The 24,706-nt window shown below is 71.8% G+C and carries 18 protein-coding genes; 11 read left to right on the forward strand and 7 right to left on the reverse strand.

What is annotated here, in order from left to right; all coding sequences use genetic code 11:
- Positions 1 to 38 precede the first annotated feature (38 nt).
- Positions 39 to 644, reverse strand: a complete 606-nt coding sequence (locus tag IO40_RS0101210; RefSeq protein WP_016472001.1) for a TetR/AcrR family transcriptional regulator — start codon at positions 642 to 644, stop codon at positions 39 to 41.
- A 159-nt stretch (positions 645 to 803) separates the two neighbouring features.
- On the opposite strand from IO40_RS0101210, the gene paaN reads away from it, so the two are divergent.
- Positions 804 to 2,507, forward strand: coding sequence for a phenylacetic acid degradation protein PaaN (gene paaN, locus IO40_RS0101215; RefSeq protein ID WP_016472000.1), 1,704 nt, complete (start codon positions 804 to 806; stop codon positions 2,505 to 2,507).
- A 149-nt stretch (positions 2,508 to 2,656) separates the two neighbouring features.
- Here the strand turns inward: paaN and IO40_RS0101220 are convergent, their stop codons facing one another.
- Positions 2,657 to 4,402: a Stk1 family PASTA domain-containing Ser/Thr kinase gene (locus IO40_RS0101220; protein ID WP_016471999.1), complete on the reverse strand. Its 1,746-nt coding sequence runs from the start codon at positions 4,400 to 4,402 to the stop codon at positions 2,657 to 2,659.
- Positions 4,403 to 5,618: 1,216 nt separating this feature from the next.
- Between IO40_RS0101220 and IO40_RS0101225 the strand changes: the two genes are divergently transcribed.
- Both IO40_RS0101225 and IO40_RS0101230 read left to right on the forward strand, forming a co-directional pair.
- Positions 5,619 to 7,253, forward strand: a complete 1,635-nt coding sequence (locus IO40_RS0101225; RefSeq protein ID WP_016471997.1) for a protein kinase domain-containing protein — start codon at positions 5,619 to 5,621, stop codon at positions 7,251 to 7,253.
- A 319-nt stretch (positions 7,254 to 7,572) separates the two neighbouring features.
- The gene (locus IO40_RS0101230; protein WP_016471996.1) at positions 7,573 to 8,604 is read left to right on the forward strand and encodes a phosphotransferase; all 1,032 of its coding nucleotides are present in this window, start codon (positions 7,573 to 7,575) and stop codon (positions 8,602 to 8,604) included.
- A 376-nt stretch (positions 8,605 to 8,980) separates the two neighbouring features.
- Here the strand turns inward: IO40_RS0101230 and IO40_RS0101235 are convergent, their stop codons facing one another.
- Positions 8,981 to 9,661 (reverse strand): response regulator, encoded by a 681-nt coding sequence (locus IO40_RS0101235; protein WP_031026925.1) that lies wholly within the window; start codon positions 9,659 to 9,661, stop codon positions 8,981 to 8,983.
- A 395-nt stretch (positions 9,662 to 10,056) separates the two neighbouring features.
- On the opposite strand from IO40_RS0101235, the gene pdhA reads away from it, so the two are divergent.
- The 5 genes from pdhA (at position 10,057) to IO40_RS0101260 (ending at position 16,369) form a co-directional block, all read left to right on the forward strand.
- Positions 10,057 to 11,556, forward strand: coding sequence for a pyruvate dehydrogenase (acetyl-transferring) E1 component subunit alpha (pdhA, locus tag IO40_RS0101240; RefSeq protein ID WP_031026923.1), 1,500 nt, complete (start codon positions 10,057 to 10,059; stop codon positions 11,554 to 11,556).
- A 2-nt stretch (positions 11,557 to 11,558) separates the two neighbouring features.
- Entirely contained in the window at positions 11,559 to 12,539 is a 981-nt protein-coding gene (locus IO40_RS0101245; protein ID WP_016471993.1) for an alpha-ketoacid dehydrogenase subunit beta, read from the forward strand.
- Positions 12,540 to 12,553: 14 nt separating this feature from the next.
- The gene (locus tag IO40_RS0101250; RefSeq protein WP_030406622.1) at positions 12,554 to 14,074 is read left to right on the forward strand and encodes a dihydrolipoamide acetyltransferase family protein; all 1,521 of its coding nucleotides are present in this window, start codon (positions 12,554 to 12,556) and stop codon (positions 14,072 to 14,074) included.
- 247 nt (positions 14,075 to 14,321) lie between these two features.
- On the forward strand, positions 14,322 to 15,056 hold the full coding sequence (locus IO40_RS0101255; protein ID WP_041968375.1) for a GntR family transcriptional regulator: 735 nt from the start codon (positions 14,322 to 14,324) through the stop codon (positions 15,054 to 15,056).
- A gap of 59 nt (positions 15,057 to 15,115) precedes the next feature.
- Positions 15,116 to 16,369, forward strand: coding sequence for an MFS transporter (locus tag IO40_RS0101260; RefSeq protein ID WP_041968388.1), 1,254 nt, complete (start codon positions 15,116 to 15,118; stop codon positions 16,367 to 16,369).
- A gap of 84 nt (positions 16,370 to 16,453) precedes the next feature.
- Here IO40_RS0101260 and IO40_RS0101265 read toward each other — a convergent pair whose 3' ends face one another.
- A complete protein-coding gene (locus IO40_RS0101265) occupies positions 16,454 to 17,287 on the reverse strand; it encodes a maleylpyruvate isomerase family mycothiol-dependent enzyme (RefSeq protein ID WP_030406620.1) in 834 nt (277 codons plus the stop codon).
- 154 nt (positions 17,288 to 17,441) lie between these two features.
- On the opposite strand from IO40_RS0101265, the gene IO40_RS0101270 reads away from it, so the two are divergent.
- Together IO40_RS0101270 and IO40_RS0101275 are read left to right on the forward strand one after the other, a co-directional pair.
- The gene (locus tag IO40_RS0101270) at positions 17,442 to 18,230 is read left to right on the forward strand and encodes a carbon-nitrogen family hydrolase (RefSeq protein ID WP_030406619.1); all 789 of its coding nucleotides are present in this window, start codon (positions 17,442 to 17,444) and stop codon (positions 18,228 to 18,230) included.
- Between the two features lie 98 nt (positions 18,231 to 18,328).
- Entirely contained in the window at positions 18,329 to 20,194 is a 1,866-nt protein-coding gene (locus tag IO40_RS0101275; protein ID WP_016471987.1) for a thioredoxin-like domain-containing protein, read from the forward strand.
- A gap of 75 nt (positions 20,195 to 20,269) precedes the next feature.
- Here the strand turns inward: IO40_RS0101275 and IO40_RS0101280 are convergent, their stop codons facing one another.
- The 3 genes from IO40_RS0101280 to IO40_RS0101290 form a co-directional block, all read right to left on the reverse strand.
- Positions 20,270 to 20,497, reverse strand: coding sequence for a DUF6458 family protein (locus tag IO40_RS0101280; protein ID WP_016471986.1), 228 nt, complete (start codon positions 20,495 to 20,497; stop codon positions 20,270 to 20,272).
- Between the two features lie 135 nt (positions 20,498 to 20,632).
- Positions 20,633 to 21,925, reverse strand: a complete 1,293-nt coding sequence (locus IO40_RS0101285) for a M18 family aminopeptidase (RefSeq protein WP_016471985.1) — start codon at positions 21,923 to 21,925, stop codon at positions 20,633 to 20,635.
- A gap of 185 nt (positions 21,926 to 22,110) precedes the next feature.
- Entirely contained in the window at positions 22,111 to 23,937 is a 1,827-nt protein-coding gene (locus tag IO40_RS0101290; RefSeq protein WP_031174673.1) for an acyl-CoA dehydrogenase, read from the reverse strand.
- A 117-nt stretch (positions 23,938 to 24,054) separates the two neighbouring features.
- Between IO40_RS0101290 and IO40_RS0101295 the strand changes: the two genes are divergently transcribed.
- The gene (locus IO40_RS0101295; protein WP_016471983.1) at positions 24,055 to 24,606 is read left to right on the forward strand and encodes an SseB family protein; all 552 of its coding nucleotides are present in this window, start codon (positions 24,055 to 24,057) and stop codon (positions 24,604 to 24,606) included.
- Positions 24,607 to 24,706 lie beyond the last annotated feature (100 nt).

The following is a 24,706-nucleotide window of genomic DNA, read 5'->3' on the forward strand; positions in this document are numbered from 1 at the left end:
GACCGTGCCGGATCGGGGACGGAGGTGCGCCGGGGCCTTCAGTGGGTGCGCAGGCCGGCGAAGGCGGTGCGGACGACCGCTTCGGCGACCTCGGCGCTGGTGCCGCCGCCGGCACCGTTCCCGGGTGCGCGGTCCGGGCGGTACCACTCGGCAATCGAGTTGATCATCCCGAACAGCAGCCGGGTGGCCAGCCGGGCATCCACGTCGGAACGGAGATCGCCGTCGGCCGCGGCCTGCTTGACCAGCGCGGCGACCCGCTGGTCGAATTCGCGGCGACGGGACATCGCCCACACCTCGGTGTCCGTGTTGCCCCTCACCCGCAGCAGGAGCGTCACATACGGCAGCTCGGCGATCAGGACCTCGACCGTACGGCGCGCGACGTGCTCAAGCCGCTCCACCGCACGCCCCTCGCGCGCCGGCTGTTCCTCCAGTACGGCGAAGAGGCTGTCGAGGGCGCGGCTTATCGCCCGGCGCAGCAGCTCCTCCTTGCCCTTCACATGGTGGTAGATGGAGGACTTGGAGATCCCGGCCGCCTTGGACAGGTGCTCCATGGAGGTGCCGTCGTAGCCCCGCTCGTTGAACACCCGCACGGCGACGGAGAGCAGCGAGTCGGGCGTGTAGGTGTCGCGCTTGACCGTGGGCATGCGGCCGATGCTAGCCGGGGCCGATTCCGAGTTATCCACAGGTTCACGGACCCCCTTGCCCCGACCGATCGTTCGGTAGCAGTATCTACCAGGTGAGCGGCCCCGGCAACGCCGTGGCCCCGCGCCTTCCGTCCCAGCTCAGCGAGGAGTTGGTCCCGAGTGACCACCGGTATCGGCACCACCACAGCCCAGATCGTCGACAAGCACCGAGCGACCCTGGACCGCGCGCTGGAAGCGATCCGCAGCCGGGAGTTCTGGACCCCGCACCCCGAGCACCCCAAGGCGTACGGGGAAGAAGCGGCCAAGGAGGGCAAGGCGGCCTTCGACGCGCTGCGCGGCAGCCGGTTCGAGATCCCGGACCAGCCCGTGTCCGGCGAATGGGTGGCCACCGAGGTGTCGCCGTACGGCATCGAGATGGACATCTCCTATCCGCGCGCGGACGAGGGCGCGCTGGACGCCCTGCTGCCGGTGATGCGCGCGGGTCTGCCGGCCTGGCGGAAGGCGGGCCCCGAGGTGCGGGCCGCGGTGTGCCTGGAGATCCTGGCGCGGATCAGCGAGCGGACCCACGAGTTCGCCCACGCCGTGATGCACACCAGCGGGCAGGCGTTCCTGATGGCCTTCCAGGCGGGCGGTCCGCACGCCCAGGACCGGGGCCTGGAGGCGGTGGCCTACGCCTATGAGGAGCAGACCCGCACCCCCGGCCGCGCCCACTGGGAGAAACCGCAGGGCAAGCGCGAACCGCTGCGCATGGAGAAGGAGTTCACCCCCGTCGGGCGCGGTATCGCGCTGCTGATCGGCTGCAACACCTTCCCCACCTGGAACGGCTTCCCCGGTTTCTTCGCCTCGCTGGCCACCGGCAACGCGGTGCTGGTCAAACCGCATCCCCGGGCGGTGCTCCCGCTCGCCCTGACGGTGCGGATCGCCCGTGAGGTCCTCGCGGAGGCGGGCTTCGCCGCCGACCTGGTCGCGCTCGCCGCCGAGGCGGAGGGCGACGGCATCGCCAAGAACCTGGCCACCCGCTCCGACATCCGGGTGATCGACTACACGGGCGGCTCCGCGTTCGGCGAGTGGCTGGAGGCCAACGCCCGCCAGGCCCGGGTCCACACGGAGAAGGCGGGCGTCAACACGGTCGTCATCGACTCCACCGGCGACTACAAGGGCATGCTCTCCAACCTTGCCTTCTCCCTCTCCCTCTACAGCGGCCAGATGTGCACCACCCCGCAGAACCTGCTGATCCCGGCCGCAGGTATCGACACCGAGACGGGCCACAAGTCCTACGACGAGGTGGTGGCCGACCTCGGCGCGGCCGTCGGCAAGCTGCTCGGCGACGACGCACGGGCCGCCGCCCTGCTGGGCGCGCTGGTGAACGAGCAGGTCCGACAGCGGCTTGAGGCCGCACCCAAGCTCGGCGAGGTCGCCCTGGCCTCCCGCACCGTGCACAACCCGGAGTTCCCCGACGCCACCGTCCGCACCCCCGTGATCGTGAAGGTGGACGGCACCAAGCAGGACGAGGAGGCGGTCCATCTGGAGGAGTGCTTCGGCCCGGTCTCCTTCGCCGTGGCCGTGGGCTCCACCGAGGAGGCACTGGAGCTGTTGCGGCACACGCTCCTGACCAAGGGCGCCATGACGGTCTCCGCCTACACCACTTCCCCCGAGGTGGCGAGCCGCATCGAGGAGGTCTGCTTCGACGAGCCCGCCCAGCTGTCGCTCAACCTCACCGGTGGCGTCTACGTCAACCAGACGGCCGCCTTCAGCGACTACCACGGCTCCGGCGGCAACCCCGCCGCCAACTGCGCGCTGTGCGACGGGGACTTCGTCTCGGGCCGGTTCCGGGTGGTGGAGGTGAGGCGGATGGCCGGCTGAGCGCCGGACGGCCCACCGAGGGCGGACGGCAGGCACCCGGCACCGCGACGGCCGGACAGCACGGTGCCCCCGGGCGGAAGCCCGGGGGCACGTGAGGGACGGGCCGACGGCTCGCTCAGCCGGAGGGCCGGCTCAGCCCGCGGCTCGGCTCAGCCGGCCGGGCGGCCGGTGGAGACGGTCAGGTCGACCTCGTCCTTCTTCGGGTTGAAGTCGTCGAGGGAGCCCGGGTTCTGGTCCAGGACGGTGTTCTTGCCCCAGACGTTCTCGTCCTCCATGGTCACCTCGCCCACCTTCCAGCCGGCCGCCCGCAGGCACGCCTTGACGGAGGTGAGGTCCTTGTAGGTGAGGTCCGGGATCATGACGTTGCCGTTGTGCTCGTACGTCTCGGTGGCGTCGGTGCACTTTTCCTTGTCGATGGTCCGGGTCTTGTCCGGTCCCTTGAAGCCGCCGGCACCGCCGCCGCTGTCGTCGCCGGTGTCGCTCCCGCCGGCCGTGGTCGTGCCGGGTTCCGCGGTGGCGGTGGGCTCGGGCTTGGCGGTGGGCTCCGGGTCGGGGTCCTCGTCGTCCTTCGTCACGCTGACGATCACGAACACCAGGGCGACGACGACGGCGACCGCCGCGAGCCCGTATCCGGCGAGGGCACCGGCCGACCGCTTCTTCCCGGGACCGCCGCTGCCCTGGCCGGCACCGCCGCTCGCGTTGATCGTGTACGGCGGAGGGGTGGCGGGCCCGCCGGAACCGTAGGACGACTGGGGGTAGCCGTAACCGGCGGCGGGCTGGCCGCCTTGGGCAGGGGGCGGCGGGGTGGACGGCCCGAAGCCACCGCTGTTGTACGGGCCCGGCCCGGGCGGCCCCGCCTGGCCCTGCGGCTGGTACGGCGTCTGCACCCCGGCGCCGCCCTGCTGCGGCTGGGCGTTGGCGTCCACGGGCGGGAAGACGGCCTGGCCGACACCGGCGCCGCTGGCCGGCGGTCCCCCGCTGATGATGATGGGCGCCGCGCCCGAGGCGACCCCGGAGCCGCCGATGCGGTTGATCTCGTCGTGCATCGCGGCGGCCGACGGGAAGCGCTCGTTGGGGTTCTTCTTGAGCGTCCGGGCGACCAGCGCGTCCACGGCCGGGGGGATGGACTGGTTGATGGAGGAGGGCGCGACCGGCTCCTCCTGGACGTGCGCGTAGGCGATGGCCAGCGGGGAGTCCGCGTCGAAGGGCAGCCGGCCGGTCAGCAGCTCGAAGAGCATGATGCCGACCGAGTAGAGGTCGGAGCGGGCGTCCACACCGCGTCCGAGGGCCTGCTCCGGGGAGAGGTACTGCGGGGTGCCGACGACCATGCCGGTCTGCGTCATGGAGGTCACGCCGGACTGCATGGCGCGCGCGATGCCGAAGTCCATGACCTTGACGACGCCACGCTTGGTGACCATGACGTTGCCGGGCTTGATGTCCCGGTGCACGAGGCCCTCGTCGTGGCTGACCTCCAGGGCCGCCAGCACATCGCCGGTGATCTTGAGGGCCTTGTCGGCGGGCATGGCGCCGTGCTGGGCGATGTCCTCGTCCAGCACGGTGCGCAGCGGCTTGCCCTCGACGTACTCCATGACGATGTAGGGCACCAGCGCGCCGTCGATCTCGTCCTCGCCGGAGTCGAAGACGGAAACGATGTTGGTGTGGGTCAGCTTGGCGACGGACTGGGCCTCGCGGCGGAAGCGTTCGCGGAAGGACTGTTCGCGGCCCAGTTCGGTGTGGAGCGTCTTGACCGCGACCTGCCGGTCCAGAACCGAGTCGTAGGCGAGATAGACGGATGCCATCCCGCCGGCGCCGAGCAGGGAACGGAGCTGGAACCGTCCTCCGCCGACCATGCGGCCCAAGTAGTTGCCGGCCGCCTGTGCGCCGTCGTCGCTCATCTGACTGCTTCCCCCTCGGCGGCGCTGCCCCCGTGCAGGTACGTTGAGTGATCCTTTGATTGAGATCCTGGCCCAGGTTTGCCCGGGGTCGGGGTCACGTCAAGCTCGTTGCCCGTTCCGTGACCGAATGCGCATACACCCTCCGCGAGCGTCGCCCCGGCCCGTCGTCCGGGCGTAGAGCGAGCGTAAATGGTGCTCCCGGCCGGACGCCCCCGGGGTTGCCGGCCCACACGCTGCGACCTGCGCCGAGGCGCAGGGGAACCCTTGTGTGACCTGCGGCCTTGTGTGACTTGTGGCCTGGTGCGGGCTGGGTTGTCGGGTGGGCTGTGGTCCGGTGGGGGCGGGGTCGTCGGGTGGGCTGTGGTCCGGTGGTCATGCGGGTTGCGGTCTGGTGCGGGCCGCGCTGGCCCTGCGGTCTGGTACGGGCTGCGCGGTCGTGCGGGCTGCGGTCGCTGCGGGCTGGGCCTTGGTACGGCCTGCACCTTGGTGCCGTCCGGCTCCTCGCGGTGACCACCCTGCGCGGAGCGCGTTCATCGTGGGGCCTGCTACCTCCCGGGGCCGCTCCCCGCCGTGGAGTCGCTCCACCTCCTGGGGCCGCTCCCCGTCGTGAGGCCGCTCCCTCGTCGTAGGGCCTGCTCCCTCCCGGGGCCCGCCCCCTTGCGCGGCTCGGTCCCTCCCGGGGTCCGGCCCTCTCGTGCAGGCCGGTGCCCTCGCGAGGGACATGGCCTCCTCGTGCGTCGTGGCCTCACCCGGCGTGACCTCGTGCGGTGGGCGTCCCCGTGCGACGCGCGTTCGGTTGCTCGGGTGCCGCTCCCTCCCGGAGGACAGGCGATTGCGCCGGGGCGCTGCGGGGCCGTTCGCGCTGGTCGTCGGCGGGGTGTGCCGGGGGCGTACGTGATGGGTGGGGCGGATGTGCGGGTTGTGCCGGCCTGCCGGGTTCCTGCCGGATGGTGTCACCGGGTGGGTGCGCAACGTCACGCCGCCCCTCCCGGGGCCCGTACGCCACGGGGGGCGCGAGGGCGCCGTACCCGGTGTGTGCTGGGACGCCGGGCTCCAACTTGCGGCCCTGGTGGGTCAGCTTGTTGGATGCCACTCCGTAGCTCACTCCGTAGCTCGATGTTCCGTCCCACCCACCCACCCCCCGCGTGCCTGTAGCCTCCTTGGGGGGAGTATCCACCGCGCGAAGCCCGCGGATTCGATTCGACGGCGAGGACTGATGGCACAGACGCAATCCGCCGGGGGCCCTTCGGACCCCGACGCGACGGGCGGCGGCTCCCTGCCCGATTCGCCGGAATTGTGGGGCAACAACGGCCTGGTCGGCGACGGCAGGTACCGCCTCACACACCGCCTGGGCCGCGGTGGCATGGCCGAGGTCTTCGGTGCCGAGGATCTGCGTCTGGGGCGGACGGTCGCGGTCAAGCTGCTGCGTGCCGACCTTGCCGAGGACCCGGTCTCCAAGGCGCGGTTCACCCGCGAGGCACAGTCCGTCGCGGGTCTCAACCACCACTCCGTGGTCGCGGTCTACGACTCCGGCGAGGAGATGATCGGCGGGAACGTCACGCCGTACATCGTGATGGAGCTCGTCGAGGGCAGCACGATCCGCGATCTGTTGATGACCTCCGACGCTCCTCCGCCGGACCAGGCGCTGATCATCGTCTCGGGTGTGCTGGAGGCGCTGGCCTACAGCCACCAGCACGGCATCGTGCACCGGGACATCAAGCCCGCGAACGTGATCATCACGCGGGGCGGGGCGGTGAAGGTGATGGACTTCGGCATCGCCCGCGCCCTGCACGGTGCGTCCAACACCATGACGCAGACCGGCATGGTGATGGGTACCCCGCAGTACCTCTCCCCCGAGCAGGCGCTCGGCAAGGCCGTGGACGCCCGCTCCGACCTGTACGCGACGGGCTGTCTGCTGTACGAACTGCTGACCCGGCGCCCGCCGTTCACCGGTGAGACCCCGCTGTCGGTGGTCTACCAGCACGTCCAGGACGACCCGGTGCTGCCGTCCCAGGTGTCGGACGCCGTGCCGCCGGAGCTGGACGGCCTGGTGATGCGTGCCCTGGCCAAGGAGCCGGACGACCGGTTCCAGACGGCCGAGGAGATGCGCGGACTGACCCAGTACGCGCTCCAGATGCTGCACGAGCAGGGCGGGCACACCGGGGGCCTGTGGGACACCGGTCCCGTCGCGCACTCGGCTGCCGCGACCCGTGCCATGGGCGTCGCCGACACCGGCGCGCGGCCCCACCCCTCGCACTCCGACACCTCCCAGATGGGTGCTCCCCTGCTGGGTGCCGCCCGCGAGGACGACGGCGGTTTCGAGGGCGGTCCGCGGCGTGGTGGCGGCGGTGGCGGCAACAAGACCGTCAAGTACGCACTGGTCGCACTGCTCGCGGTCATCGCCATCGCCGGCGGCATCTTCTTCGCGATGGGGCAGGAGGACAACGGCAAGGACAACAAGCCGTCGCCGGAGAAGAGCACCACGGAGCCGAAGGACAAGGACAAGAAGCCGTCCAAGGAACCGGACGCGACGCCGACGGAGACGGAGGACGACCAGCTGGGCACCAGTGACGGCAGCACCGGCGAGTGGAACCCGCCGCCGTCGCAGACGCAGCCCAGCCAGACCCAGCCGTCGCAGACGCAGCCCCCGTCCTCGGGCGGCGACCAGTCGCAGAACGGCAACGGCTCCCACAACGGTGGCTCGAACCCGTCCGACGGCGGCAACAACGGCGGCAAGCCCACCGGGGACCAGTCGCCGCCCCCCAACGGCGGCAACGACAACGGCGGCAACCCCGGCGGCGACCAGTCCGGCTCCGACAACAGCGGTCAGGACGGCGACGGCGAGGAGTGACCCCCGGCCGGGGGACGACCCGCGGCCGGGAACGACCCGCGGCCGGGGAATGACCTGAGGCCGGGGAACGACCTGCAGCCGAGATCGACCGCCGTCGAGGGACGGCCCGCCTCCGGGAAGTGAGCTCTGTGCGCCCGGCCCGCCTCGGCGCGAGCCGGGCGCACGTGTGTCCGCGGCCACCGGCAGGCGCTGTCGGGGAAGCGCACCAGGCGGCACCGCGAGGAGTCGCCGGCGGTGGGGTCAGCACCGTGTTGACCCGGCGTCCACAGGCTGTTGACGGTGCGGAGAACCCGTCCTGCGGGCGTCTTACGATGCGGCCGTGCAGCCGTCCACCCGCGCTCTGACCGTGAGCACACTCAGTGCTGTGCTGCGCCGGTACGACGGGGTGGGGGAGCCGCTGGAGTGCGAGCCGGTGTCGCACGGGCTGCTGAACCGCGGGTACCGGCTGACGACCACCCAGGGCCGCTACTTCCTCAAGCATCACCTGGACGGCGCATCGGCGCGGCCCCGTATCGAGCGGCAGCACAGGGCGACGGCGCGGCTGGGGACGCTGGGGCTGCCGGTGGTGCCCGTGGTGCCGGGAGCGGACGGCCGTACGGCGGTGGTGGCCGAGGGCCGCTGTTTCGCGCTGCACCCGTGGATCGAGGGCATCCACCGGCACGGGAGCGAGCTGACCGTCGAGCAGTCCGGTGCGCTGGGGACACTGCTGGGGCGGGTGCACACCCGGCTGGCCCGGGTCATACCCGAGCCGCCGCACACCGACCATCCCAGCGCCGATCCGGCGGCGACGTACGACACGATCGGCTCGCTGCTGGAGCGGATCAGGACGCGGCGGCGCCGCGACAGCTTCGACGAGCTGGCCGAGCACCGGCTCACCGAGCGGCGCGAGCTGCTGCGCCGCCATGCGGGGGCGCGGCCCGGCCCGGTGCCGGACCGGTTCAGCGGGTGGGTGCACGGAGATTTCCATCCGCTGAACCTGCTGTACGCACCGCACGGTGCCCGGCCGCGCCCGGTGGCGATCCTGGACTGGGACCGGCTGGGGGTGCAGCCGCGGGCCGAGGAGGCGGTGCGCGGCGCGGCGATCTTCTTCCTGCGGCCGGGCGGCCGGCTCGACCTGCGGAAGGTGCGGGCGTTCGCGCGAGCCTACCGGGGCGGCGCGCGCGCCCCGCGCGAGGAGCTGGCCGCAGCCGTGCACCGGGTGTGGTGGGAGCGGCTCAACGACTTCTGGATGCTGCGCTGGCGCTATCAGCTGCGGGATGCGCGGACGGATCCGCAGTTCCCCGCCGCCGCGGCGCTCGTGGTGTGGTGGACGGCGCATTACGAGGCCGTACGCGCCGCTTTCTGCGACTGATACAGCGCCGCTTTCCGCCGACTGGTGCAGGGCTGCTTTCCGCCGACTGGTGCAGGGCCGCTTTCTGCGACTGGTACGCGCCGCCATCTGCGACCGGACACACGTCTCCCTCGGCGACGCGTCTCCCTCTGCGATGCGTCCCCCTCTGCGATGCGGCCCCTCTGCGACGCGTCCCCCCCTGCGATGCGGCCCCTTCCCCTATGCGCCCCCTCTCCGGCTGACACGCGTCACCATCCGCAGCCGAGGAGCCGGGCGGGGGCCGGGCGGGGGCCGGTCGCGGTGGCGGCCCCAGGGGAAACCCGGCCCCGCGGGCCGGGCCCCCGGGCGAGGGCCCCGGGCCGGCCCCCGGGGCGAGGCCCCAGAGGACCCCCGCGGTTCAGTGGTGGTGGTCGGCGGGGCCGTCGGACGCCTGGAGGCGGGCGATGTAGGCGGCGGCCTGGGAGCGGCGTTCCATGCCGAGTTTGGCCAGCAGCCCGGAGACGTAGTTCTTGACGGTCTTCTCGGCCAGGTGCAGCCGTTCGCCGATGGCCCGGTTGGTGAGCCCCTCGCCGATCAGGCCGAGGATGGTGCGTTCCTGGGCGGTGAGCGTGGCCAGTCTGTCGTCCTGCCGGGCATGGGAGCCGCGCCCGCGCAGCCGGTCCAGCAGCCGCTGGGTGTCGGCCGGGTCGAGCAGTGAGGTGCCGTCGGCGACCTGGTGCACGGCGCGCAGCAGTTCCTGGCGGCTCAGTTCCTTCAGGACGTAGCCGGAGGCGCCGGCCATGACGGAGGCCAGCAGGGCTTCGTCATCAGCGTAGGAGGTGAGCATCAGGCAGTGGACGGACTCGTCGCGGGAGCGCACCTCGCGGCAGACCTCGATGCCGCTGCCGTCGGGGAGCCGGACGTCCAGGACGGCGACGTGGGGCCTGGTGGCGGCGATGCCGCGGAGGGCGTCGGCGGCCGTGCCGGCCTCTCCGGCGATCTCGATGCCGGGGTCGGTGTCGAGCATGTCCCGTACCCCTCTGCGGACGACCTCGTGGTCATCCACCAGGAATACCCGGGTTTGTCCGTCTCTGGGCACATTCTCAGTCTCACATACTGATCGGCTCTTCACTCTTCCCGGGCTCCCGCACCCCGGGTTACCGTGCGGGTGTCCGCGGCTCGCGAGGCCGTGACCAGTGATGTCCCGACTCTTCGCACAGATGCTTGGGTGTTCAGGTTCTTACTTGGATATCCGAGCAAAGTTGCAGGTCAGGGCCGCCTCGTGCGTCTATGGAGATGCCAGCCATGGCTGGGGCGCCCCGACTGGGGTCGGTACAGCGGGCCGCGACCGGGACAAGCAGTCACCACCCGGTGCCGACCGCGACGCTCCCACCCCGTGCGCCGCACGGGACCGGGCGAGCCTCCCCCCGCACATGGGCGGGGGAGCCCCAGGTCACCGGCAACCCCGGGGGCCGGACAGACGGAGGAGCACACGTGACCGTGGAGAGCACTGCCGCGCGGAGCAGTACGCGACGCAGCGGTACGGCGGAGGCCGACACCTCTGCCACCGGCAAGCCCCGCAAGACCGCGGCGAAGGCCCCGGCCAAGTCCGCCGCGAAGGCCCCGGCCAAGTCCGAGGGCGCAGTGAAGAGCCCGTCGTCCGGCAGCCGGGCAAAGAGCGCCGCCAAGGGGTCGGACAAGGCCGCACCGAAGAGCACGGCCAGGAGCACGGCCAAGAGCGCGCCGAAGAGCACGGCGGGCCGGTCGGCGAAGTCCCGCGCCAAGAGCACGGCCGCATCCGGTGCGGGCCGCAAGGCCGGCTCGTCCCGCGCCACCCGTCCGGCCCGGTCCGGGGCGGCGTCCGCCGCCGGTGGAGCCGCGAACGGCGTCGTGGGCGCCGAGCCGGAGCTGATCCAGCTCCTGACGCCCGAGGGCGAGCGGGTCACCCACCCGGAGTACGACGTCGAGCTGAGTGCGGAGGAGCTCCAGGGGCTCTACCGCGACATGGTGCTCACCCGCAGGTTCGACGCGGAGGCCACCTCCCTCCAGCGGCAGGGGGAGCTGGGGCTGTGGGCGTCCCTGCTGGGCCAGGAGGCCGCCCAGATCGGTTCGGGGCGGGCCCTGCGTCCGGACGACTACGTCTTCCCCACCTATCGCGAGCACGGCGTCGCCTGGTGCCGTGATGTGGACCCGACGATGCTGCTGGGCATGTTCCGGGGTGTGAACAACGGCGGCTGGGACCCGAACAGCAACAACTTCCACCTGTACACGATCGTCATCGGTTCCCAGACCCTGCACGCGGCGGGGTACGCCATGGGTCTGGCCAAGGACGGCGCCGACTCGGCCGTCATCGCCTACTTCGGCGACGGTGCCTCCAGCCAGGGCGACGTGGCGGAGGCGTTCACCTTCTCGGCCGTCTACAACGCGCCGATCGTCTTCTTCTGCCAGAACAACCAGTGGGCCATCTCCGAGCCCACCGAGCGCCAGTCCCGGGTGCCGATCTACCAGCGCGCCCAGGGCTACGGCTTCCCGGGCGTACGGGTGGACGGCAACGACGTGCTGGCCTGTCTCGCGGTGACGAAGGCCGCCGTCGAACGGGCCAGGACGGGCGAGGGCCCCATGCTCATCGAGGCGTTCACCTACCGGATGGGCGCCCACACCACCTCGGACGACCCCACGCGCTACCGCAGCGACGAGGAGCGCGCCGAGTGGGAGGCGAAGGACCCGATCAAGCGGCTGAAGGCGTATCTGGAGAACGAGAAGCTCGCCGACGCGGACTTCTTCGCCCGGATCGAGGAGGAGAGCGAGGCGATGGGACGGCACGTGCGCGACGCCATCCGCACGATGCCCGACCCCGACTCCATGGCGATCTTCGAGAACGTCTACGCGGACGGGCACGCGCTCGTGGACGAGGAGCGCGCCCAGTTCGCCGAGTACCAGGCGTCGTTCGCGACCGAGTCCGAGAGCGGCTCCGCCGCGGTGGAAGGTAAGTGATCATGGCCGTCCAGAAGTTGCCCCTCGCCAAGGCCATCAACGCCTCGCTGCGCACCGCGATGGAGAACGACTCCAAGGTCCTGATCATGGGGGAGGACGTCGGCAAGCTCGGCGGCGTCTTCCGGGTCACCGACGGTCTCCAGAAGGACTTCGGGGAGGAGCGGGTCATCGACACGCCGCTCGCCGAGTCCGGCATCGTGGGCACCGCCATCGGGCTCGCGCTGCGCGGCTACCGGCCGGTCGTGGAGATCCAGTTCGACGGTTTCGTCTTCCCCGCCTACGACCAGATCGTCACGCAGCTCGCCAAGATGCACGCCCGTGCGCTGGGCAAGGTCAAGCTGCCCGTCGTCATCCGGATCCCCTACGGCGGCGGCATCGGCGCCGTCGAGCACCACAGTGAGTCGCCGGAGGCGCTGTTCGCGCACGTCGCCGGGCTCAAGTGCGTCTCCCCGTCGAACGCCTCGGACGCCTACTGGATGATGCAGCAGGCCATCGAGAGCGACGACCCAGTCATCTTCTTCGAGCCCAAGCGGCGCTACTGGGACAAGGGCGAGGTGGACCCCTCCGCCATCCCGGCGCCGCTGCACTCCGCGAAGATCGCCCGCCAGGGCACCGCGGCCACCCTCGCCGCGTACGGCCCGATGGTGAAGGTCTGCCTGGAGGCAGCCGCGGCGGCCGAGGAGGAGGGCAACTCCCTGGAGGTCGTGGACCTGCGATCCATGTCCCCGATCGATTTCGACACCCTTCAGCGCTCCGTGGAGAAGACGGGCCGCCTGGTGGTCGTCCACGAGGCCCCGGTCTTCCTCGGCAGCGGGGCGGAGATCGCCGCCCGCATCACCGAGCGGTGCTTCTACCATCTTGAAGCACCGGTGCTGCGCGTCGGCGGGTTCCACGCGCCGTACCCACCGGCGCGGCTGGAGGACGAGTACCTGCCGAACCTGGACCGGGTGCTCGATGCCGTCGACCGCGCGCTGGCGTACTGAGGAGAGCCGTGACGATGACCAACAGCGCACAGGCCGGGCAGTCGGCCGCCGGCGTCCGTGAGTTCAAGATGCCCGACGTGGGCGAGGGGCTGACGGAGGCGGAGATCCTCAAGTGGTACGTCCAGCCGGGCGACACCGTCACCGACGGGCAGGTCGTCTGCGAGGTGGAGACGGCCAAGGCCGCCGTGGAACTGCCCATCCCCTTCGACGGTGTGGTGCACGAGGTGCGCTTCGAGGAGGGCACCACGGTCGATGTCGGCACCCCGATCATCACCGTGGACACCGGGGGCCCCGCGGCCGGTTCGGGCGGCGGTGAGTCGTCCGCCGCGCAGGCCGCGATGGAGACCGGAGCCGGCGCCGCCGCGCAGGTGACGGCCGAGACGGCGCAGGAGCAGGAGGCCGAGCCGGAGGGCCGGCAGCCGGTGCTGGTCGGGTACGGCGTCTCCACCGCCTCCACCAAGCGGCGCCCGCGCAAGGCCGCCTCCGCCCAGGCCGGGCAGCCCGCGCAGCCGGAGCCCGCGGCCCCGGCGCCCGAGCCCGCCGCCGACGGGTACGGCACCGCCACCCCGGCCACCGGGACCCGCCCGCTGGCCAAGCCCCCGGTGCGCAAGCTGGCCAAGGACCTTGGTGTCGATCTGAACACCGTGACGCCGACCGGACCGGACGGGATCGTCACCCGCGAGGACGTCCACGCTGCCGCGGCACCGCCGCAGCCGGAGCCCGCCGAGGCACCGGAGGCCCCCGCCGAGCCGGCGCAGCCCGCCCAGCCCGCACGGCCCGCGGAGGAGGCCGCCGCGCCCGCCGGGGGCGCCGCCTCCTGGGCCGCAGCCGGCGCCCGGGAGACCCGCGTCCCCATCAGGGGGGTGCGGAAGGCGACGGCGCAGGCCATGGTGGGCAGCGCGTTCACGGCGCCGCATGTCACCGAGTTCGTGACGGTGGACGTCACCCGGACGATGAAGCTGGTGGCGGACCTCAAGAAGGACCCCGACATGGCGGGGGTCCGGGTCAACCCGCTGCTGTTCGTCGCCAAGGCGTTCCTGCTGGCGATCCGCCGCAACCCGGAGATCAACTCCTCCTGGGACGAGGACCGCCAGGAGATCGTCCGCAAGCACTACGTCAACCTCGGTATCGCCGCGGCGACCCCGCGCGGGCTGATCGTCCCCAACATAAAGGACGCGCACGACAAGACGCTGCCCGAACTGGCGTCCGCGCTGAGCGAGTTGGTCACCACCGCCCGCGAGGGCAAGACCAGCCCGGCGGCGATGAGTGGTGGCACGGTGACCATCACCAACGTCGGCGTCTTCGGCGTGGACACCGGTACGCCGATCCTCAACCCGGGAGAGTCCGCGATCCTCGCCTTCGGCCAGATCCGTGAGCAGCCGTGGGTCCACAAGGGCAAGGTCAAGCCGCGCCACGTCACCACGCTGGCGCTCTCCTTCGACCACCGGCTGGTCGACGGCGAACTCGGCTCGAAGGTGCTGGCCGACACCGCCGCGATCCTGGAACGCCCCAAGAGGCTGATGATCTGGGGCTGATCCCCCGGCCCGTGGGGGCTTGAGCTCCTGCCCCCTCGGCCGCTCGCTGTGGCGCCGCCGGCCCTTCCCCGGGCCGGCGGCGCCTTGCTGTGTGCCGGAAGCGCCGGTGCGGCCGGACGTCGCTGTGCCGCGTGGCCGGACGCGCTGTGCCGCGTGGCCGGACGCAGTTGTGCCGCGTGGCCGGACGTCGCTGTCCACATCGCGGAAACGGGAACACCAATTCATGTGATGTATCTATGATGCGCACATGTCTCATGCCGCTGCCCCCACAGCCCGGACCGAGCCCGTGAGGGCGGACCGGCAGCCACCCGCGGCCCAGCGGGTGTACGCACACGTCAAACAGGCCGTCCTCGAACGCCGTTACGAGGGCGGTGTGCTCCTGACCGAGGGCGAACTGGCCGAGGCCGTCGGCGTCTCCCGCACCCCCGTCCGCGAAGGGCTGCTCCGGCTGGAGGTGGAGGGGCTCATCCGGCTCTACCCCAAGAAGGGCGCACTCGTGCTGCCCGTCTCCGCACAGGAGATCGAGGACGTCGTCGAGACCCGGCTGCTGGTCGAACAGCACGCCGTCCGCCGCGCACACCCCGTCTCCGACAACCTGGTGGCCCGCCTGGAGGAACTGCTGGCCGAACAGCGCACCCACGCGGCCTCCGGCGACCTGCCCGCCTTCTCCGTCGCCGACCGCGCCTTCCACGCCACCATCGTCGAGGCCACCGGCAACCAGATCCTCACCCGCCTCTACGACCAACTCCGCGACCGCCAGCTGCGCATGGGCGTCGCCGTGATGCACGCACACCCCGACCGGGTCGCCAAGAACATCACCGAGCACGCCGACATCCTGCGCACCCTGCGCGAGGGCGACACGGACGCCGCCGCCCACGCCGTGCACCAGCACGTCAGCCGCGTCCGCCAGCTGGTGCGCGGCGACGACCGCGCGGACCCGGCGGCACCGGCCCTCGACGGCACCCGGGGTGAGGCCCGGTGAGCACCGCCGACTCCCCCCACGTCCGGTTGCCCGGCGATCCCCCCGGCGGCCCCCGCGCCATGTGGGTGTGGGGCATCGGCGTCGCCGTCTACTTCGTCGCCGTCACCTTCCGCACCAGCCTGGGCGTGGCCGGCATCGACGCCGCGCACCGCTTCGACATCAACGCCTCGGCCCTCTCCAGCTTCTCCATCCTGCAACTGCTGGTGTACGCGGGCATGCAGATACCCGTCGGCCTGCTCGTCGACAAATGGGGCACCCGCCGCATCCTGCTGCTCGGCGTCCTGCTGTTCACCGCCGGCCAGTTCGGCTTCGCCCTGTCCGCCTCGTACGGCACCGCACTGGCCTCCCGGGCCCTGCTCGGCTGCGGCGACGCGATGACCTTCATCGCCGTGCTGCGGCTGGGCGCCCGCTGGTTCCCCGCCCGGCGCGGCCCGGTCATCGCCCAGGTCGCCGCCCTGATCGGCATGGCGGGCAACCTGGTCACCACCCTCGTGCTCGCCCGCATCCTGGACGTCTTCGGCTGGACACCCACCTTCGCGGGCAGCGCCGCCGGCGGACTGCTCATCCTGCTGCTGGTGATCTTCTTCCTCCGCGACCACCCGAAGGGCTACGAACCGCCCTCCCCGCCCCCCGGCGAGACGAGCGGGTCGGGCTTCATCCGCCGGCAGATCACCGCCGCCTGGCGGGAGCCGGGCACCCGCGTCGGCATGTGGGTGCACTTCACCTGCCAGTTCCCCGGCATGGTCTTCCTGCTGCTGTGGGGCATGCCCTACCTGGTGGAGGCGCAGGGCCTCGACAAGGGCACGGCGGGCGCGCTGCTCACCCTCGTCGTCGTCTCCAACATGTGCTGCGGCCTGGTGTACGGCCAGGTCATCGCCCGGCACCACGCGGCCCGCACGCCGCTGGTGCTCGGTACGGTCCTGGCCACGGCCGCCCTGTGGGCGGCGACGATCGCCTGGCCCGGACGGGCGCCGATGTGGCTGCTGGTCGTCCTGTGCACCGTCCTCGGCGCCTGCGGACCCGGCTCGATGATCGGCTTCGACTTCTCCCGGCCCGCGAACCCGCCCGAGCGGCAGGGCACCGCCTCCGGCATCGTCAACATGGGCGGCTTCACGGCGTCCATGACGACGCTGTTCGCCGTGGGCGTCCTGCTCGACCTGACCGGCGACAACTACCGGATCGCCTTCGTCAGCGTCTTCGTCCTCCAGGCGCTGGGACTGGTGCAGTTCGCCCGGCTGCGGGGCCGCGCGGTTCGCAGGGAACGCGAACGCGTGGTGGCCAGCCGTGTGGAGGCGGTGCACGTCCCGGTGTGAGGGGAGCGGACCGCGTCGCGTGGACCACGGCGGCTCCGGCGACCAGGCCGACGGCGACTGCGGCGACTGCGGTGACCAGGCCGACTACGGCGTGACGGAGAAGTGGCGCAGGATCTCGGCCGCCAGCTCGGCGTCACCGTCGATCTTGACGCGGTCCGCGACGGCCTCCGGCCGTACGCGGCCCGCGGCCAGCCGCGAGTAGGTCTCCCAGTCCATCGCGAGCGTCGCCGTCGGGCCCAGCGAGACGCTGCCGTCCACCGTGCCGTTGCCGTCCTTGTCCACGCGCACCGTCCGCATGAACTCCACGGGGCCGCTCACATCGAAGACGATCGCCGAGTTCGGCGGGGCACCGACGTCCTTGGCGACGACCTTCGGCAGCGCCGCGAGCATCACATCCCGGGCCACATAGGCACCCGGCGAGTCGAGGTCGCCCGGAGCGTCCAGCGCCCGCCGCAGATCCTGCTCGTGCACCCACACGTCGAAGGCCCGCATCATCAACTGCCGCTCCAGCGTGAGCTTCCGCGGCCCGAACGGCAGCACATTGGTGACCTCCGCCTCCGGGCCGCGCTTCTCGTTGCGCAGATGCCGCGACCGGCGGATGAAGACGTACTCGAACTCGCTGGTCATCTCCGGCCCCGTGTGATGCCGCCGCACATCCACCTGGACCTCCATGTGGCGGCTCTTCTCGTCCCGCACGTGCAGGATGTCGCGGGGCAGGGAGTGGATCGGCCGCGGATCCCCCATCACTTCGCATTCGAGACCGATGATGTGGGACACCACGTCGCGGACCGACCAGCCCGGGCACTCGGTCCGCCGGTTCCACTCCCCTTCGACGAGCGGAGTGACCAGCTCGGATATCGCTTCCATGGACTGCGTCCATGCGTCAACGTAGGGCTGAAGGCTTGGGTGGTCGGTCACGGGACCCCTCGGCTTGGCGGTTCGCTGGCTGCTGGACAGGGCAGGGTGCTCATGCTGGCCGCTCTCAAGTTACGCTGCGCACGGGCACCCCGGCAGTGCTTTTGGGACGATGCTAGGCCCAATCGCCCCCCTCGATCGCATGGACGGTGATACGGTGCGCGCTTCGCTTCTCCAGATGCAGGTGGACCCGGACGAGTCGGTCGCCTCCCGCCGCGAGCGGGCCGCTGCGCTCGTCCGCGGACAAGCCGGTGCCGACCTGGTGGTCCTGCCCGAACTGTGGCCCGTCGGCGCCTTCGCGCACGACCGGTTCGCCGCCGAGGCCGAGGACGCCGACCCGGCGACCGGCCCCACCGCACTGGCCATGTCCGCCGCCGCCCGCGACGCCGGGGTCTGGCTGCACGCCGGTTCGATCGTGGAGAAGGGCGAGGAGGGCGGCGCCCTCTACAACACCTCGTTGGTCTTCTCCCCCACCGGTGAACTCGCCGCCGCCTACCGCAAGATCCACCGCTTCGGCTTCGACCGCGGCGAGGCCGCGCTGATGACGGCGGGCACCACCCCCGTCACCGTCCCGCACCCGCAGGCCACCCTCGGCCTGGCCACCTGCTACGACCTGCGCTTCCCCGAACTCTTCCGCGCCCTTGTCGACGCGGGGGCCGGTGTCCTGGTCGTGCCCGCCGGCTGGCCCGCGAAGCGTGCCGCGCACTGGTCCCTGTTCACCCGCGCCCGCGCCGTGGAGAACCAGTGCTTCGTACTGGCCTGCGGTAGCGCCGGCACCCACGCGGGCGTCGCCCAGGCCGGGCACAGCGCCGTCATCGACCCCTGGGGCGAGACGGTCGCGGAGGCCGCCACCACGGACGAGACGGTCCTCACCGTCGATCTCGACCTCACCCAGATCGAGAAGGTCCGCGAGGTCTTCCCCGTCCTCAAGGACCGGGTGCTCTGAGCCGCCGGGCCCTCGCCGGCCCGCGCACCGCGCCCGGCCGCGCTCCGCGGTGGCCGGGCGCCCGGCACCTTCCGGCCGGGGAGTGGCACGCTTGAACCATGAACGACCCGGCCACCTCCGCCCCCGCCTCCGCACCCGCCCGCCGTCCCCGCGTCCGCGCCCCGGAGCTGACCGGGGCCGGGGGCTGGCTGAACACGGGCGGTGAACAGCTGAGCCTCGCCGCGCTGCGGGGAAAGATCACGATTGTCGATTTCTGGACGTTCTGCTGCATCAACTGTCTGCACGTCCTCGACGAGCTGCGGGAGCTGGAGGAGCGGCACAGCGACACCGTCGTGGTGGTCGGGGTGCACTCGCCCAAGTTCGTGCACGAGGCCGAGCACGCCGCCGTGGTGGACGCCGTCGAGCGGTACGGGGTCGAGCACCCGGTGCTGGACGACCCCGAGCTGGCCACCTGGAAGCAGTACGCGGTGCGGGCCTGGCCGACGCTGGTCGTGATCGACCCGGAGGGCTACGTCGTGGCGCAGCACGCCGGGGAGGGGCACGTCCACGCGATCGAGCGGCTCGTGGAGCAGCTGGAGGCCGAGCACGGTGCCAAGGGGACGCTGCGCCGCGGGGACGGGCCGTACGTGCCGCCCGAGCCCGTCGCGACCGATCTGCGTTTTCCCGGCAAGGTGCTGGCCCTGCCCGACGGCGGGTACCTCGTCTCCGACACGACCCGGCACCAGCTCGTGGAGCTGGCGGCGGACGGCGAGACCGTGCGGCGGCGGATCGGGGCCGGGGAGCGGGGGCTGGCCGACGGCGGCCCCGAGGCGGCACGCTTCAACGAGCCGCAGGGGCTGGCGCTGCTGCCCGACGGGCAGGTGCTCGTCGCGGACACCGTCAACCACGCGCTGCGGCGTGTGGATCCGTCCACCGGCGAGACGCTGACCGTCGCCGGCACCGGGCAGCAGTGGTTCCAGGGTGCCCCCGCCCAGGGTCCGGCGCGGGAGACGGCGCTGTCGTCGCCGTGGGACGTGGCGTACTTCGCGGACCGCGTGTGGATCGCGATGGCCGGGGTGCACCAGTTGTGGACGTACGACCCGGCGAGCGGCACGGTGCGGGCCGAGGCCGGGACGACCAACGAGGGGCTGGTGGACGGTCCCGCCGGTGAGGCGTGGTTCGCGCAGCCGTCCGGGCTGGCCGTCTCCTCCGACGGTACGCGGCTGTGGGTGGCCGACTCCGAGACCAGCGCGCTGCGGTGGGTCGAGCGGGACGGTGAGGGGTTCGCCGTGCGGACCGCTGTGGGCACCGGCCTCTTCGACTTCGGCCATCGCGACGGGCCGGCCGGGCAGGCGCTCTTCCAGCATCCGCTCGGTGTGACGGCGCTGCCGGACGGTTCGGTGGCGGTCTGCGACACCTACAACCACGCGCTGCGCCGCTACGATCCGGCCACCGGTGAGGTCAGCACGCTGGCCACCGATCTGCGTGAGCCGTCGGATGCCGTGCTGGCGCCGGAGGCGGGCGGGGAGATCGTCGTCGTCGAGTCGGCCCGTCACCGGCTCACCCGGCTGCGGCTGCCCGAGGACGCCGTACGCGTCGAGGCCGTCGCGCACCGTACGCAGCGGGCGGCGACCGAGGTGGCGCCGGGTGTGCTCCGTCTCGATGTGGTCTTCCAGCCGCCGCCGGGTCAGAAGCTCGACACCCGTTACGGGCCTTCGACGCGGCTGATCGTCAGTGCCACCCCGCCGGAACTCCTCGCGGAGGGCGAGGGCGCCGGTACGGAGCTGCGCCGTGAGGTGCGGCTGGCGGGTGCGGAGGGTGCCGAGGGTGTGCTGCACGTCTCGGCGATGGCCGCCTCCTGCGACGAGGAGGGGGAGTACCCGGCCTGCCACGTCCACCAGCAGGACTGGGGCGTGCCCGTGCGGCTCAGCGGCCGGGGTGCCGACCGGCTGCCGCTGGTGCTGGCCGGTCTGGACGAGGGCTGACCGCCGGTCCGGTGAACGGGGCGGCCACGCGAGGCCGTCCCGTCGCGGGGGTGAGCCGCCGGGATGCCGGCCGGCTCACTCCCAGTGGTGCTTGTTGACCTCTTCGATCACCGGGGCGCCGGGGGACGGCGGTTCGACACGACGGCGCTTGAGGATGCTGATGTAGGTGCACAGCCCGATGACGCCGACGATCAGCAGCAGGGCGCCCACCAAGTGGACGTTGACGCCGCTGATGTCGATGTCGACGGCCAGGGCCAGTATCGCCCCCACCGCCATCATGCCGATGCAGATGACGATGCCCATGAGTGATGCCTCCAAGCTCAGTCGAGGCCGCGCTTACCGCGCTTACCGGCGGCGGGTACCCGGCTCACCCGGAGGCATTCCGGGGGAGCCGGGCGGAGGCGGTGGGGCGTGGCGGGGAGGCGGGGGCCGGTCCGGTCACTCCCCCAGGAACGCCGTGAGGCAGTTCGCCAGCAGGAACGGGTCGTCCGCGCCGCACAGTTCGCGTGCGGAGTGCATGGAGAGGATGGCGACGCCGATGTCCACGGTGGTGATGCCGTGCCGGGCGGCGGTGAGGGGGCCGATGGTGGTGCCGCAGGGCATGTCGTTGTGGGAGACGAAGCTCTGCCAGGGCACCCCGGCGCGTTCGCAGGCGGCGGCGAACAGGGCCCGGCCTGAACCGTCGGTGGCGTAGCGCTGGTTGACGTTGACCTTGAGGATGGGTCCGCCGTTGGGCATCGGGTGGTGGCCCGGCTCGTGCCGCTCGGGGTAGTTGGGGTGCACGGCGTGTCCGGTGTCGGAGGAGAAGCACACGGTTCCCGCGAGGGCCCGGGCCCGGTCCTCGAACGTGCCGCCGCGTGCGGCGACGGACCGCTCCAGCACCGTGCCGAGCAGGGGGCCCTGGGCGCCGGTGTCGGACTGGCTGCCGTTCTCCTCGTGGTCGAAGGCGGCGAGTACGGGGATGGCGGCGGGGGCGGTGCCGGCCTCGGCGACGGCGGCGAGCGCGGCCACGCCGGCGTGCACGGACAGCAGGTTGTCCATGCGCGGCCCGGCGACCAGTTCGCGGTCCCGTCCCAGGTAGGCGGGGGGTTCCACGCTGTGCGCCATGAGGTCCCAGCCGGCGACGGCGTCGGCGTCCAGTCCGCTCTCCTCGGCGAGGAAGCGCACCAGGTCGCCTTCGCCGGGGCGGCCCAGTCCCCAGATCGGGGTCATGTGGCGCTGGCGCTCCAGCTTGAGCCCGTCGTTGACCTGGCGGTCGAGGTGGATGGCCAGTTGCGGGACGCGCAGCAGGGGGCGGTCGACGTGCACCAGGCGGGTGGAGCCGTCCCGGAGGGTGAGCCGGCCGCTGAGGCCCAGGTCCCGGTCGAGCCAGGTGTTGAGGAGGGTGCCGCCGTAGATCTCGACGGCGATCTGCCGCCAGCCCTGGGCGCCGGTGTCGGGCACGGGCTTGACGCGCAGGTTGGGCGAGTCGGTGTGGGCGCCGACGATCCGGAAGGGGGTGGCGGGTGTCGCGCCTTCGGGGACGTACCAGGCGATCAGGGCGCCGCCGCGCAGTACGTACTTGCCGCCGGGGGTGCCGTCCCACGCGTCGGTCTCGTGGACCTGCTGGAAGCCGGCTTCGGCCAGCCGTGCGGCTGCGTTCGCCACCGCGTGGTAGGGCGAGGGACTGGCGGCGAGGAAGGACAGCAGGCCGTCGGTGTGGCCGCGGTCGAACGGCATGGCATCGCTCATGCCCCCACCTTACGGCCGCCCCGGGCGGGCCCCGCCGCCCCGGCCCACCTGCGCGAACGTCCCGGCCGGGGACGCTCGACGCTGTGGGGGACGCCCGCCCGGCAGCAGCCCAGCAAGGCGAGCGCCCCGCTCCCGTGGGGGAGGAGCGGGGCGCGGCTGACAGCCGGGGTGCCGTCGGGCGGGGCTCAGAAGGCGGACTCGTCCAGTTCCATGACGGACAGGTCGACCTCGGCGGCCAGCTGCCGCTGGACGGAGACCTGCGGCAGCACGTTCGCCGCGAAGAACTTCGCCGCGGCGATCTTGCCCTGGTAGAAGGGCGCGTCCTTGGCGGAGGCACCGGCCAGCTTCTCGGCGGCGACGGCGGCGCCGCGCAGCAGCAGGTAGCCGATCACGACGTCACCGGCGGCCATCAGGAACCGGGTGGTGTTCAGGCCGACCTTGTAGATCGACCGGACGTCCTTCTCGGTGGCGGCCAGGTCGGTGAGCATCGTGCCGACGATGCCTTCGAGGTCGCCGGCGGCCTTGGCGAGCTGGTCGCGGGCGGCGGCCAGTTCCTCGCCGCCGCGGGCCTCGGCGAGGAACTTCTTGACCTCTTCGGAGAGGGCGGTGAGCGCCTGGCCCTGGTCGCGGACGACCTTGCGGAAGAAGAAGTCCTGGCCCTGGATGGCGGTGGTGCCCTCGTAGAGGGTGTCGATCTTGGAGTCCCGGATGTACTGCTCGATCGGGTACTCCTGGAGGTAGCCGGAGCCGCCCAGGGTCTGGAGGGACTGCGCGAGCTGCTCGTAGGACTTCTCGGAGCCGTAGCCCTTGACGATGGGCAGCAGCAGGTCGTTGAGGCGGCGCGCGGCGGAGGCGTCCTCGCCGTTGTGCTCCTTGAGCATGATCTCGTCCTGCACCGTGGCGGTGTACAGGACGAGGGCGCGCATGCCCTCGGCGTACGCCTTCTGCGTGAGCAGCGAGCGGCGGACGTCGGGGTGGTGGGTGATGGTGACGCGCGGCGCGGTCTTGTCGGTGAACTGCGCCAGGTCGGCGCCCTGGACGCGCTCCTTGGCGTACTCCAGCGCGTTGAGGTAGCCGGTGGACAGGGTGGCGATGGCCTTCGTGCCGACCATCATCCGGGCGAACTCGATGATCTTGAACATCTGGCGGATGCCGTCGTGCTTCTCGCCCAGCAGCCAGCCCTTGGCGGGCCGGTTGGCGCCGAAGGTCATCTCGCAGGTGTTGGAGACCTTCAGGCCCATCTTGTGCTCGACGTTGGTGGCGTAGACGCCGTTGCGCTCGCCCAGTTCGCCGGTCTCCCAGTCGAAGTCGTACTTCGGCACGATGAACAGGGACAGGCCCTTGGTGCCCGGGCCGTGGCCCTCGGGGCGGGCGAGGACGAAGTGCACGATGTTCTCGGACATGTCGTGCTCGCCCGAGGTGATGAAGCGCTTGACGCCCTCGATGTGCCAGGAGCCGTCGTCCTGCTGGACGGCCTTGGTGCGGCCGGCGCCCACGTCGGAGCCGGCGTCCGGCTCGGTGAGCACCATGGTGGAGCCCCACTGCTTGTCGGCCATCAGCTTGGCGATCTTGCGCTGCTCCTCGGTGCCCTCGTCGTAGAGGACGCCGGCGAAGGCGGGGCCGGAGGCGTACATCCACACCGCGGGGTTGGCCCCCAGGATGGTCTCGGCGAAGCCCCACAGCAGCGAGCGCGGGGCGACGGTGCCGCCGATCTCCTCCGGGATGCCCAGGCGCCACCATTCGGCGTCCATGTACGCCTGGTAGCTCTTCTTGAAGGATTCCGGGACGGGTGCGGTGTTGGTCTCCGGGTCGAAGACGGGCGGAGTGCGGTCGGCGTCCTCGAAGGAGGCGGCCAGCTCGTTCTCGGCGAGCCGGGCGATCTCACTGAGGATGTTCTTCGCGGTCTCGACGTCCATCTCCGCGAACGGTCCGGTGCCGTACACCGCATCGCGCCCGAGCACCTCGAACAGGTTGAACTCGATGTCGCGGAGATTCGACTTGTAATGCCCCATGGCGACGGCTCCGTAATGACTCGCTCGTACTTGTCAGTAGCTCCTTAGATGATGCTACCCGTCGGTAATAAGAAGCAACCCCCCGCCACCCATCTGTGACTGGTTACTCTTTTCGGCATGTACGGCTACGACCAGACCGGTGCCCCGCCCGGGCAGGGACACGGGGGGCACGGCTATCAGGACGTCGGGCACCCCGGTGGGCACCAGCAGGGGCACCACCAGGCGCCGCCGCCTCCGTACGGGGCGCCGCAGGGTGCGCCGTACGGGCAGCCGGGGCCGCAACAGCAGCAGCCGTTCTACCCCGAGCCCTCGCCGCCCTCCCTCAAGGAGGCCATCCGCGCGTTCACGACGGGTTCGATGAGCGCGGAGGACTTCCAGGGAATCTTCTCCACCTCGAAGGTGTACTGCCCGCGCGGTGACACCCCCGGCTTTCTCGCCCTGCACAACACCCAGCAGCCGGTGATCCCGATGTTCAGCACGCTCAAGGAACTGCGTGCCTACGCGGGCAGGGAGTCGAAGTACTTCGTCATCACCGGCGCCGAGGTGCTGGACCTGCTGCCGACCGGGTACGGCTTCGTCCTCGACATGGAGGGCGAGCACCGGGTGGTGTTCGACGCGAAGGCCGTCGAGGAGATGGTCGACTTCGCGATGCGGCGCATGTACGGCTGACAGCCCGCCTCCCGGGGCCGCGGCGGACCACCGTGCCCCGGGGCGGATCACGCCGCGAACGTGCCCGAGGACGGGATCGGCAGGTGGACCACCGTCCCGG

The sequence above is a fragment of the Streptomyces albus subsp. albus genome (genome assembly GCF_000725885.1).
Classification (GTDB): domain Bacteria; phylum Actinomycetota; class Actinomycetes; order Streptomycetales; family Streptomycetaceae; genus Streptomyces; species Streptomyces albus.

Excerpts from the sequence above, each read along its gene's own strand:
- IO40_RS0101275 (WP_016471987.1), top strand. The coding sequence starts at position 18,329 with ATGAACGACCCGGCCACCTCCGCCCCCGCCTCCGCACCCGCCCGCCGT.
- IO40_RS0101245 (WP_016471993.1), top strand. The coding sequence starts at position 11,559 with ATGGCCGTCCAGAAGTTGCCCCTCGCCAAGGCCATCAACGCCTCGCTG.
- IO40_RS0101290 (WP_031174673.1), bottom strand. The coding sequence starts at position 23,937 with ATGGGGCATTACAAGTCGAATCTCCGCGACATCGAGTTCAACCTGTTC.
- IO40_RS0101255 (WP_041968375.1), top strand. The coding sequence starts at position 14,322 with ATGTCTCATGCCGCTGCCCCCACAGCCCGGACCGAGCCCGTGAGGGCG.
- IO40_RS0101220 (WP_016471999.1), bottom strand. The coding sequence starts at position 4,402 with ATGAGCGACGACGGCGCACAGGCGGCCGGCAACTACTTGGGCCGCATG.
- IO40_RS0101285 (WP_016471985.1), bottom strand. The coding sequence starts at position 21,925 with ATGAGCGATGCCATGCCGTTCGACCGCGGCCACACCGACGGCCTGCTG.
- IO40_RS0101210 (WP_016472001.1), bottom strand. The coding sequence starts at position 644 with ATGCCCACGGTCAAGCGCGACACCTACACGCCCGACTCGCTGCTCTCC.
- IO40_RS0101295 (WP_016471983.1), top strand. The coding sequence starts at position 24,055 with ATGTACGGCTACGACCAGACCGGTGCCCCGCCCGGGCAGGGACACGGG.
- IO40_RS0101260 (WP_041968388.1), top strand. The coding sequence starts at position 15,116 with ATGTGGGTGTGGGGCATCGGCGTCGCCGTCTACTTCGTCGCCGTCACC.
- IO40_RS0101225 (WP_016471997.1), top strand. The coding sequence starts at position 5,619 with ATGGCACAGACGCAATCCGCCGGGGGCCCTTCGGACCCCGACGCGACG.
- IO40_RS0101250 (WP_030406622.1), top strand. The coding sequence starts at position 12,554 with ATGACCAACAGCGCACAGGCCGGGCAGTCGGCCGCCGGCGTCCGTGAG.
- IO40_RS0101280 (WP_016471986.1), bottom strand. The coding sequence starts at position 20,497 with ATGGGCATCGTCATCTGCATCGGCATGATGGCGGTGGGGGCGATACTG.